The 12277-nt window shown below is 54.0% G+C and carries 8 protein-coding genes; 3 read left to right on the top strand and 5 right to left on the bottom strand.

The genetic code is table 11. From position 1 onward, the window contains the following. Window positions 1-94 precede the first annotated feature (94 nt). Window positions 95-3778 carry a methionine synthase gene (gene metH / locus ACLJRE_RS16815; RefSeq protein ID WP_023212857.1) on the bottom strand — a complete coding sequence of 1228 codons (3684 nt, stop codon included), beginning with the start codon at window positions 3776-3778 and terminating at the stop codon, window positions 95-97. Between the two features lie 304 nt (window positions 3779-4082). Between metH and iclR the strand changes: the two genes are divergently transcribed. Then, window positions 4083-4907 carry a glyoxylate bypass operon transcriptional repressor IclR gene (gene iclR / locus ACLJRE_RS16820; protein WP_000226430.1) on the top strand — a complete coding sequence of 275 codons (825 nt, stop codon included), beginning with the start codon at window positions 4083-4085 and terminating at the stop codon, window positions 4905-4907. Window positions 4908-4917: 10 nt separating this feature from the next. Then, the gene (locus ACLJRE_RS16825) at window positions 4918-5325 is read left to right on the top strand and encodes an ASCH domain-containing protein (protein ID WP_010989091.1); all 408 of its coding nucleotides are present in this window, start codon (window positions 4918-4920) and stop codon (window positions 5323-5325) included. On the opposite strand, the gene aceK is transcribed toward ACLJRE_RS16825, so the two are convergent. The 4 genes from aceK to metA all read right to left on the bottom strand — a co-directional run bounded on the left by aceK (window position 5289) and on the right by metA (window position 11277). Continuing rightward, window positions 5289-7040, bottom strand: a complete 1752-nt coding sequence (gene aceK / locus ACLJRE_RS16830; protein WP_001137275.1) for a bifunctional isocitrate dehydrogenase kinase/phosphatase — start codon at window positions 7038-7040, stop codon at window positions 5289-5291. The two genes, ACLJRE_RS16825 and aceK, sit on opposite strands and share 37 nt — an antisense overlap. Before the next feature lie 101 nt (window positions 7041-7141). After that, window positions 7142-8446, bottom strand: coding sequence for an isocitrate lyase (gene aceA / locus ACLJRE_RS16835; RefSeq protein ID WP_410957472.1), 1305 nt, complete (start codon window positions 8444-8446; stop codon window positions 7142-7144). Window positions 8447-8477: 31 nt separating this feature from the next. Continuing rightward, a complete protein-coding gene (gene aceB, locus ACLJRE_RS16840) occupies window positions 8478-10079 on the bottom strand; it encodes a malate synthase A (RefSeq protein ID WP_001069371.1) in 1602 nt (533 codons plus the stop codon). Window positions 10080-10347: 268 nt separating this feature from the next. After that, the gene (metA, locus tag ACLJRE_RS16845; protein WP_001122767.1) at window positions 10348-11277 is read right to left on the bottom strand and encodes a homoserine O-succinyltransferase MetA; all 930 of its coding nucleotides are present in this window, start codon (window positions 11275-11277) and stop codon (window positions 10348-10350) included. Between the two features lie 156 nt (window positions 11278-11433). On the opposite strand from metA, the gene ACLJRE_RS16850 reads away from it, so the two are divergent. Next, on the top strand, window positions 11434-11871 hold the full coding sequence (locus tag ACLJRE_RS16850) for an acetyltransferase (protein WP_000973248.1): 438 nt from the start codon (window positions 11434-11436) through the stop codon (window positions 11869-11871). The last annotated feature ends 406 nt before the right edge of the window (window positions 11872-12277 follow it).

Raw genomic sequence — 12277 nt, forward strand, 5'->3', positions numbered from 1 at the left:
GCCTTCCTTCAGTATAAGGGTTTAATTGTAAGAAAGAGACAAGGCACCCAATGAGTGCCTTGTATGTTGTAAGGAAAAGTGACGATTTTATGAATCAGTCCGCATCGTAACCCAGGTTCGGCGCCAGCCACCGCTCAACGTTCTCAACGCTCATTCCTTTACGGAAAGCATAATCTGTCACCTGATCGCGTTGAATCTGCGCTACCGCGAAGTATTTGCTCTCAGGATGGCTGAAGTACCAGCCGGAGACCGACGCGCCAGGCCACATGGCGAAAGATTCGGTGAGCTTCATCCCGGTGTGTTTTTCGACATCCAGTAGCTGCCAGATAGTGCCTTTTTCGGTATGTTCCGGGCAGGCAGGATAACCCGGCGCCGGGCGAATCCCCTGGTAGTTTTCGCGGATTAATTCGTCGTTACTCAGGCTCTCGTTCGGCGCATATCCCCAGTAAACCTTACGTACACGCTCATGCAGGTACTCGGCAAACGCTTCCGCCAGACGGTCGGCAATCGCTTTCACCATGATCTTGTTATAGTCGTCGTGTTGCGCTTCGTAAGCATCAGCCAGGGCGTCTTCTTCAAGACCGCCGGTGACGGCAAACGCGCCGATGTAGTCCGCTTTTCCGGACAGTTTCGGCGCGACAAAATCCGCCAGACAGTAGTTGGCAAAACCGACTTTCTCGGTCTGCTGGCGCAGGTGGTGGCTGACCGTCAGAACATGAGTACGGGTTTCGTCGCGATAGATTTCGATGTCGTCACCCACACGGTTCGCCGGGAACAAGCCCACCACGCCACGCGGATTCAACAGTTTCTCCGCGCTCAGTTTATCCAGCATGTCGTTGGCGTCTTTAAACAGGCGCTGCGCCTCAACGCCCACCACTTCATCTTCCAGAATACGCGGGTATTTGCCGGCCAGCGACCAGGTCATAAAGAACGGCGTCCAGTCGATGTAGTTGCGCAAAGTTTCGATGCTGGCTTCCACCTCCTGCACGCCCAGACGGTGGGCTACTGGCGGAGTGTAGCGTTCCCAATCGAACGCCAGATCGTTATCGCGCGCCGCTTCCAGCGTGACCGGCGGCGTGCGCGGTTTTTTGCGGGCGTGCTGAATACGCACGGTTTCGTACTCTTTGCGGGTACGGGCGACAAAGTCATCGCGCTGGGTGTCGGAGAGTAGCGCCGCCACCACGCCCACGGTACGCGAAGCATTCTGCACGTAGACCGTCGGACCGCTGTAGTTCTGCTCGATTTTTACCGCCGTATGCGCTTTCGAAGTAGTTGCGCCGCCGATCAGTAGCGGGATAGTAAAGCCCTGACGCTCCATCTCTTTCGCCACGTTGACCATTTCGTCCAGCGACGGGGTGATAAGCCCGGAAAGACCAATCAGATCGGCATTCACTTCACGCGCCGTTCTGAGGATTTTCTCCGCTGGCACCATCACGCCAAGATCGACGATTTCGTAGTTGTTGCATTGCAGCACCACGCCAACGATGTTCTTGCCAATGTCGTGCACATCGCCCTTCACGGTGGCAATCACCATCTTGCCGTTGCTGGAGCCTTTTTCTTTGCTGGCTTCAATAAACGGCTCCAGGTAGGCCACCGCTTGTTTCATCACGCGAGCGGATTTCACCACCTGCGGCAGGAACATTTTCCCTTCGCCGAACAGGTCGCCGACCACGTTCATGCCGTCCATCAGCGGCCCTTCGATCACCTCAATCGGGCGGGCGGCCTGCTGGCGGGCTTCTTCAGTATCCTGTTCGATAAATTCGGTAATGCCTTTCACCAACGAGTATTCGAGGCGCTTTTTCACGTCCCAGCTACGCCATTCCGCCTGCTGGGCACTGGCAGCCTCGTCGGTTTTACTGCCGCGATATTTCTCCGCCAAATCCAGCAAACGCTCGGTGCCGTCATCGCGACGGTTAAGAATGACATCTTCAACCGCATCGCGCAGCTCGGCGGGCAGGTCGTCGTAGATAGCCAACTGTCCGGCGTTGACGATGCCCATGTCCATGCCGTTGCGGATGGCGTAGTAGAGGAATACCGCGTGGATAGCCTCACGTACCGGGTCGTTGCCGCGGAACGAGAAGGACACGTTAGACACGCCGCCGGAGATCAGCGCGTGCGGCAGCTCGCGTTTGATGTCTTCGCAAGCGCCGATAAAGTCCTGCGCGTAGTTGTTGTGCTCTTCAATACCGGTCGCCACGGCGAAGATATTCGGGTCGAAGATAATGTCTTCCGGCGGGAAGCCCACCTCTTCGGTGAGAATTTTGTAAGCGCGGCGGCAAATTTCGATTTTACGCTCGCGGGTGTCGGCCTGGCCCTGCTCATCAAAGGCCATCACCACCACTGCCGCGCCGTAGCGACGTAGCAACTTCGCATGATGAATAAAGGCTTCCACGCCCTCTTTCATCGAAATAGAGTTGACGATGCCTTTACCCTGAATGCACTTCAGCCCTTTTTCGATAACCTCCCATTTGGAGGAGTCGATCATGATTGGTACACGGGCAATATCCGGCTCACCGGCAATCAGGCTGAGGAAACGCACCATCGCCGCTTCGGCGTCGAGCATCCCCTCATCCATATTGATATCAATAATCTGCGCGCCGCTTTCGACCTGCTGACGGGCGACATCCAGCGCTTCGCTGTATTTCTCTTCTTTGATCAGCCGTTTAAATTTGGCCGAGCCGGTGACGTTAGTACGTTCGCCGACGTTCACAAACAGGCTATCGTCGCCAATGTTCAGCGGCTCCAGGCCAGACAGACGGCAGGCCACCGGGATTTCCGGCAGCTGGCGCGGCGGCAAACCGACAACGGCGCGGCTCATGGCGGCGATATGCTCCGGCGTAGTGCCGCAGCAGCCGCCAACAATATTCAGGAAGCCCGCTTCCGCCCATTCGCGAATCTGTTTCGCCATGGTGTCGGCATCGAGGTCGTACTCGCCGAAAGCGTTCGGCAGGCCGGCGTTCGGGTGCGCGGTGACGTAGCATTCGGCAATCCGCGACAGTTCCTGGACGTACTGGCGCAGTTCATCAGGCCCCAGCGCGCAGTTAAGGCCAAAAGTGAGCGCCTCGGCGTGGCGCAGCGAGTTATAAAAGGCTTCGGTCGTCTGGCCGGAGAGGGTACGACCAGAGGCGTCGGTGATGGTGCCGGAAATCATGATCGGCAGATCAACGCCCAGCGCTTCAAACTCTTCTTTCACCGCAAACACCGCCGCTTTCGCATTCAGGGTGTCAAAGACGGTCTCAATCAGAATCAGATCTACGCCACCTTCCACCAGCGCTTTAGTGGATTCACGGTAGGCCGCCACCAGCTGATCGAAGGTGATATTACGAAACGCCGGGTCGTTGACGTCCGGCGAAATGGAGGCCGTGCGGTTAGTTGGACCAAGCACGCCCGCAACAAAGCGTGGTTTTTCTGGTGTTCGCGCCGTCCATTCATCGGCGCAGGCGCGCGCCAGTTTGGCCGCCGCATAGTTAATTGCCGCCGACAGGGATTCCATCCGGTAATCCGCCATCGCAATGGTTGTCGAGTTAAAGGTGTTGGTTTCGATGATATCCGCGCCCGCCTCAAAGTAGGCGTTGTGGATAGCGGCGATCACCTCCGGCTTGCTGAGTACCAGCAGGTCATTGTTGCCTTTCAGGTCGCAGGGCCAGTCGGCAAAGCGCTCCCCGCGGAAATCTTCTTCATGTAGACGATAGCTCTGGATCATGGTGCCCATACCGCCGTCCAGCACCAGAATACGTTCATTTAACTGCGCACGCAGTTGTTCAACTTTGCTGCTCACACTCGCTCCCGACAACGCTCCACGTAACGAGCCATACTGGCACAAAGCGTGCTGGCGGAAAAGAGAACAACGGGCAACATGAGACATGTTCAGCTTACCACCCACTTCTGTCGCTTTGTCGGATGGCGGCGCAAGCGCCTTATCCAGCCTACAAATTACTTTGGCGGCTCCCAAAGCGTAGGCCTGATAAGCGAAGCGCCATCGGGCATCCTGTGATGTCACTCATCCGATCAGTTCAGGAACTCTTGCATTATAATTGAATAAAACGAAAATGATTTCCACGATACAGAAAAAGGAGTCTGCCATGGTTGCCCCTGTTCCCGCGAAACGCGGGAGAAAACCTGCCGCTACCACTGCACCCGTAACCGGGCAGGTTCAGTCTTTAACTCGCGGTCTGAAGCTGCTGGAGTGGATTGCCGAGTCCAACGGCAGCGTGGCGCTGACCGAACTGGCGCAACAGGCGGGTTTGCCTAATTCCACGACTCACCGTCTACTCACCACCATGCAGCAACAGGGTTTTGTCCGCCAGGTTGGTGAGCTGGGCCACTGGGCCGTAGGCGCACACGCGTTTATCGTCGGCAGCAGCTTCTTACAGAGCCGTAATCTGCTGGCGATTGTCCATCCGATTTTGCGCAAGCTGATGGAGGACTCCGGCGAAACGGTAAACCTTGCCGTACTCGACCAGAGCGACCATCAGGCCATTATTATCGACCAGGTGCAGTGTACGCAGCTGATGCGCATGTCCGCCCCTATTGGCGGCAAGCTGCCCATGCACGCCTCTGGCGCGGGCAAGGCGTTTTTATCACAGCTCAGTGAGGAACAGGTTACCAGTCTGCTGCACCGCAAGGGGTTGCACGCTTATACCCATGCGACGCTGGTGTCGCCGATCCATCTGAAAGATGACCTCGCCCAAACACGCAAGCGCGGCTATTCCTTTGACGACGAAGAACATGCGCTCGGTCTGCGCTGCGTGGCCTCGTGTATTTATGACGAACACCGCGAACCGTTTGCGGCCCTCTCTATTTCCGGCCCCTGCTCACGCATTACTGACGATCGCGTCACCGAACTTGGCGCCATGGTGATTAAAGCGGCGAAAGAGGTGACGCTGGCCTATGGTGGAACTCGCTGAAATGAGCAGCCTGAAATTATACTGGCAGGAGAAGTACCCACAGGCCTTCTGTTGGTCTTTCGGTGATTCGCCGGCGCTGGCCGACGAGCTGGCGGCGCTAGTGGTCGCCGGTAAAAAGCGTGGCACCTGTAGCTCGCTGGTTAGCTATCAGAAAGAGCAGCCCCCTGTCACGCCCGGGTCATATCACATTGTGCTCAACGGCACAGGCGACGCCGTGTGCGTCATACGCACGCTGGCGCTCAGGCTGATCCGTTTTAACGAGATGAGCGCCGATCTCGCCGCACTGGAAGGCGAAGGCGATCTTAGCCTGGCGTACTGGCAAGCGGCACACCGAGCCTTTTTTGAGCGCGAGGGTAATTGGTCGCCGGAGATGGAACTGGTTTACGAAGAGTTCGCCGTACTTGAGATCGCGCCGTAACGCACGCTAAAGCGCTGGCGACGACGATAGGCATACACATCTTCTACATGCCCTTCTTTAATACGCGTCTGTAGCGCGCGCCAGTAATCGGCGCGAAACAGGTCGGCATGCATCTCTTCAAACAATGGCCCGATACGCGGATCGGCACACAGCCAGTGACGAAACTCCTCCGGGAAAACATCACCCGGCGAGACGCTATACCAGGGTTCGCTGGCCAGTTCGTCTTCTGGATAACGCGCTGGCGGAATATCGCGGAAATTCACTTCCGTCATGTAGCAAATTTCATCGTAGTCATAGAACACCACGCGACCATGACGGGTAACGCCAAAGTTTTTAAACAACATATCGCCGGGGAAAATATTAGCGGCGGCAAGCTGGCGAATCGCATTACCATATTCTTCTATCGCATCGCGCAACTGCTGGCCTTCTACCTGTTCCAGCCAGATATTGAGCGGCACCATGCGCCGTTCAATATAGAGATGGCGAATGACGATATGTTCCCCAAGATCGGTAATCTTCTCTGGCGCTTCTTGCCGTAACAGCGCCATCAGCGCCGGATCAATTTGCCGTTTATCCAGTACGAAATTCTCAAACTCCTGGGTATCCGCCATACGACCGACGCGATCATGCTCTTTTACCAGTTGATAACAGGCACGCACATGGGCGGCAGACATCTCTTTCTGCGGGGCGAATTTGTCTTTAATGATTTTAAATACCCGGTCGAAACCTGGCAGGGTAAACACCAGCATCACCATGCCGCGGATACCAGGCGCCTCAATGAATTTCTCATCGCTTTCAGCCAGATAACACAAATATTCGCGGTAGCTTTCGGTTTTCGCATGTTTCTGGCAGCCAATCGCCATATACAGTTCGGCAGTGGTTTTACCCGGCAGGATTTCACGCAACCACTCAACCAGCGCGGCAGGCAGCGGCGCATACACCATAAAATAAGAGCGGGCAAAACCAAACACAATGCTCGCTTCTGCCGTGGTGGTCAGGCAGGTATCGACAAACAGTTCACCCTCATCAGTGCGATGAATCGGCAATAAAAACGGCAGCGTACCGTCAGGTGTGGTTAATTTACCTACCAGCCAGGCCGCTTTATTACGGTAAAACAACTCATTCGCCACCTGGACATGGCAGCGAGGTAGCGCGTCCTCGCCCAGTGTTTCAGTCAGGTGCGCGATAATATAGCGGATATCCCGGCTTTTATTCTGCCAGGGCAGACGCAGCGGTAAATCACTGAGTATGCGCATCAACAGCGTCTCCCAACCGTGATCGGGAAAGAAGTCTTTGGCCAGCGGGCGCGGGATAGTACGGAAGCGACGCTCCGGTTGCGAACTGAAAATAAACAACCGCTCGGGTGTTAACGAGCGGTGGTCAAATAACCGGCAATAAACGGAGTTGAAAAAGCTCTCCGCAATCTCGAAGCGCGGGTAATCCGGCAACAGCCGGGTGTAATGCTCTTTAACGCGTAAAAGGAAATCCGCGTCGGTACTTTTGCCATCGGTAATACAGCGCAGTTGCTCCACCACCAGACCCACATGATGATCATAGAGGTGGATACGGCTTTTCATCGCCTGTTGAACGGCGTGCCAGTCGGCCTGTTCAAAACGCTGCTGCGCGCCGGAAGTCACTTCCAGAAATCGACCATACTGCGCGTCAAAGCCTTGCAGGATGGTTTGAGCAATCAGTAATTCCAGGCCACGCGGCATTTTTTTCCCTCATCCGGCACCACGTCATGCCGGATGGCGCGTTCGCTTATCCGGCCTACGCTATCTGTAGGCCCGGTAAGCGCAGCGCCACCGGGCATCAATCAAAACTGCGATTCTTCGGTGGAACCCGTTAATGCGGTAACGGATGACGCGCCGCCCTGAATAATGGTGGTGACTTTGTCGAAGTAACCAGTACCCACTTCCTGCTGGTGGGAAACAAAGGTGTAGCCATCTTTCGCCGCGGCGAACTCGGGTTGTTGAACCTTCTCAACATAGTGTTTCATGCCCTCGCCCTGAGCGTATGCATGCGCCAGGTCGAACATGTTGAACCACATGCTGTGGATGCCCGCCAGGGTAATAAACTGGTATTTGTAACCCATGTCCGACAACTGCTGCTGGAAGCTGGCAATGGTCTTGTCGTCCAGATTCTTCTGCCAGTTGAAGGATGGCGAACAGTTATAGGCCAGCAGTTTGCCCGGATACTTCGCGTGGATAGCATCGGCAAAACGACGCGCCAGTTCGAGATCCGGCGTAGAGGTTTCGCACCACACCAGATCGGCATACGGGGCATACGCCAGACCGCGGCTGATCGCCTGCTCAATGCCCGCATGGGTGCGGTAAAAACCTTCGCTGGTGCGTTCGCCGGTAATAAAACCGCTGTCATAGGGATCGCAGTCGGAGGTGATCAGATCTGCCGCATCCGCATCGGTACGCGCAATCACCAGCGTCGGGACGCCCATCACATCAGCGGCCAGACGCGCAGCAATCAGTTTCTGAATCGCCTCCTGCGTGGGGACCAGCACCTTGCCGCCCATATGGCCGCATTTCTTCACCGACGCCAGCTGATCTTCGAAGTGAACGGCCGCTGCACCGGCTTCAATCATCGATTTCATCAGTTCGAAGGCATTCAGAACGCCGCCAAAACCGGCTTCCGCATCAGCAACGATCGGCAGGAAGTAATCCACATAGCGCGGATCGTTGGGTTCAATACCGGATGCCCACTGGATCTGATCTGCACGACGGAAAGTGTTGTTGATCCGATCCACTACCGCCGGAACAGAGTTTGCCGGGTACAACGATTGATCCGGATACATGCTGGATGCAAGGTTGGCATCTGCCGCCACCTGCCAGCCTGAAAGATAAATCGCCTCAATACCGGCTTTCGCCTGCTGCAACGCCTGACCGCCAGTCAGCGCGCCAAGGCTGTTGATATAGCCTTTTTTCGCTTCACCGTGCAACAGCCGCCACATTTTCGCGGTGCCGAGCTGCGCCAGCGTGCATTCCGGGTTAACCGAGCCGCGTAATTTCACCACCTCCTCCGCGCTGTACGGGCGGGTGATGCCTTCCCAGCGCGGTTGTGTCCACTCTTTCTGTAATTCTTCGATTTGTTGAGTACGGGTTTTCATGTGCAGATGCTCCATATTGTTATGTGGTGAATTAAGCCAGTAAGCGATAGCCCGGCAGGGTGAGGAAGTCGATTAAGTCATCTGAGGTGGTGATTTGCTCCATCAGACGTGCGGCATCGTCGAAGCGCCCGCTGCTGTAGCGGTGCTCGCCCAGTTCGTCCTGGATTACCCGCATCTCTTCCGCCAACATTTCGCGGAAAAGCGCTTTCGTTACGGGTTTTCCATTGCTCAGCGTTTTCTCATGGTGAATCCACTGCCAGATAGAGGTTCGTGAGATTTCCGCCGTCGCGGCATCCTCCATCAGACCATAAATCGGTACACAGCCATTGCCGGAGATCCACGCTTCAATGTACTGCACTGCCACGCGAATATTGGCGCGCATTCCCGCTTCTGTGCGTTCGCCTTCACATGGCTCCAGTAACTGCTCGGCGGTAATCGGCGCATCTTCATCACGGGTAATGAACAGCTGATTTTTGTGCTCGCCCAGTACCTCGTTAAAGACGGCCATTGCGGTATCCGCCAACCCAGGATGCGCAATCCACGTGCCGTCGTGGCCGTTGTTCGCTTCCAGCGCTTTATCCGCTTTCACTTTGGCAAGGACCTGATTGTTGCGTTCAACATCTTTGCTCGGGATAAACGCCGCCATACCGCCCATCGCGAACGCGCCGCGCTTGTGGCAGGTTTTGATCAGCAGGCGCGAGTAGGCGCTCAGAAACGGTTTGTCCATCGTTACCACCTGCCTGTCCGGCAGGACGCGATCCGGGTGATTTTTCAACGTTTTGATATAGCTGAAAATATAATCCCAGCGACCACAGTTGAGACCGACGATATGATCACGCAGCGCATGAAGAATCTCATCCATCTGGAAAACAGCCGGCAGCGTTTCAATCAACAGGGTCGCTTTGATCGTACCGCGCGGCAGGTTAAAGCGGTCTTCGGCGTAGCTGAAGACTTCGCTCCACCAGGCTGCCTCCTGCCAGGCTTGCGTTTTCGGCAGGTAAAAATACGGGCCGCTACCTTTAGCGAGCAGCGCTTTATAGTTGTGGAAAAAGTACAGAGCAAAATCAAACAGGCTGCCGGGAATGGCTTCCCCCCGCCAGGTAACATGTTTTTCTGGCAGATGTAGACCGCGTACACGGCAAATCAATACGGCCGGATCGGGCTTGAGCTGATAGATTTTTCCGGCTTCGTTGGTATAGCTAATGGTGCCGTTCACCGCATCACGCAGGTTGATTTGACCATCAATAACTTTATTCCAGTCCGGCGCCAGCGAGTCTTCAAAATCTGCCATAAACACTTTCACATTTGCGTTCAGGGCATTAATCACCATTTTACGTTCAACCGGCCCGGTAATTTCTACTCGGCGATCCTGTAAATCCGCCGGAATACCACGAATCTGCCAATTACTTTCTCTAATGGAAGTGGTTTCCGAAATAAAATCAGGCAACTTACCGTTATCAATATCCTGCTGTTGCTGGATACGTGCAGCCAGGAGTTTATTGCGTTTTGGGGTAAAACGGGTGACTAACTCCGTCAAAAACTCGACTGCCTCAGCGGTCAGGACTTGCTTTTCCAGCTCGCCTTGCGGCCTGGTAAAGGTTAATTCATCAGTTGTGGTTGCCTGTGGATTCATCATGCAGCTCCTCGTTGTTGATCCAGATACATCCCCAATGCGAACGAAGGATCACTGTGCGCTTTTCGTTCAACACAACTAAGACTACTCAATTAAATTTCAAAATCAAAAACAATTTCCATTTTTAATTTAATTATACATTAACCTATTGATAACAATATAAATTAAATTTAATTACATGATGAGGTGCGTTTCGGAAATAAAAAAGGCACCCGAAGGTGCCTGATTCAACATGCTGAAACGCTTTAGGATCGTCAGAAGCAGAAGATTAATCCAGGGTTGGATTCATGTGACGCAGATCATATGGCGTAATCTGGTAGACATAATAGTTGAGCCAGTTAGTAAACAGTAAATTACCGTGGCTACGCCAGGTTGCGCGCGGTATGTTTTGCGGATCGTTTTTTGGGAAATAGTTGTACGGAACCTCCGGATTTAACCCGGCCTCAACGTCACGAAAATATTCACCCGCTAACGTATGAGCGTCATATTCAGGATGACCGGTGACAAACGCAATACGTTTATCTTTGCTGGCAAACAGGTACGCATCCCCCTCTTCTGTTTCGGCCAGAATTTCAAGATCCGTATAATCCCGTATTAGCGCCGCCGGGAAATCGGCATAGCGTGAGTGTGGCGCCAGAAACGAATCATCAAAACCACGCGTCAACAGAGCATGAGGATGAAGGATGTGATGTTCATAGACGCCGGAAAGTTTATCTGTACGGGTCTGCTTAGGGATACCATAAAGAATATTGAGTGCAGCCTGGACGGCCCAACAGACAAATAGCGTCGAAGTAACGTGATCTTTCGCCCATTCCAGCACCTGCCTAATCTGCGGCCAGTAAGCCACGTCATTAAATTCCACCAGACCCAGCGGCGCTCCGGTCACGATAAGCCCATCAAAGTTCTGATCGCAGATATCGTCGAAGTTACAGTAAAAGTTGTTCAGGTGCTCAGCTGGCGTGTTCCTCGACTCGCGGGCATCTATCCGCAGTAGTTGAATATCGACCTGCAATGGCGAGTTCGATAGCAAGCGCAGAAACTGATTTTCCGTTTCAATCTTCTTCGGCATCAGGTTAAGGATAAGTACCTTTAGCGGGCGAATTTCCTGACCTGATGCGCGAGAAGTCGTCATGACGAAGACATTCTCCTCACGTAAAAAATTGACGGCGGGTAGCTCGTCCAGCACGCGAATCGGCATAACCTGATAACCTCACGACATACGTTTAAACGTTTAGACATCCAGATAGCTGAAGATACTCAGAAATTAGGCGAATGTCGAGTCTGCAAGTTCAAGGTGAGAAAGTTTCACGACAGCATTTGCATTAGAATAGAAGTAAGCAAAAAAGGAGTGAAGATGATGATTAACATTCGCCGTTCAAGGCATGAGGAAGGGGAAAAACTGATTGCGATCTGGCGTCGCTCAGTCGATGCCACGCACGATTTTCTGTCAAACGCTTATCGGGCCGAACTGGAAGAGCTGGTGAGCGATTTTCTGCCAGAAGCGCCACTATGGGTTGCCGTGACCGATCAGGATGAGCCGGTAGGATTTATGCTGCTTACCGGCGAACATATGGATGCGCTGTTTGTCGATCCAGACGTGCGTGGTCAGGGTATCGGTAAGAGATTAGTTGAACATGCGTTAACACTGGCGCCGGGGTTGACAACCAATGTTAACGAGCAAAATACACAAGCTGTTGGATTTTATAAGAAAATGGGATTTAAGGTGACGGGACGTTCGGAGGTTGACGATCTTGGGAAACCGTATCCATTGTTGAATTTAATTTATCCGTGAGTAGTGGTGCTGCCTGATAAGTGCATACAGGCCGGATAAGGCGAAACTGGCATCCGGCGGTGCCGGTTGCCTGATGGCGCTGCGCTTATCAGGCCTACATTTTTACAGTTACCACACACGCAAAGAAGCCCGTCCAGACGGACGGGCTTCTTCACTTGTCTGATGCCTGGCAGTTTATGGCGGGCGTCCTGCCCGCCACCCTACGGGCCGTTGCTGCGCAACGTTCAAATCCGCTCCCGGCGGATTTGTCCTCCTCAGGAGAGTGCTCACCGACAGACTACAGATAAAACAAAAGGCCCTGTCTTCCGACAGGGCCCTTCGCTTAATTCGATGCCTGGCAGTTCCCTACTCTCGCATGGGGAGACCCCACACTACCATCGGCGCTACGGCGTTTCACTTCTGAGTT

This window comes from Salmonella sp. SAL04157 (genome assembly GCF_046551635.1).
GTDB lineage: Bacteria > Pseudomonadota > Gammaproteobacteria > Enterobacterales > Enterobacteriaceae > Salmonella > Salmonella enterica.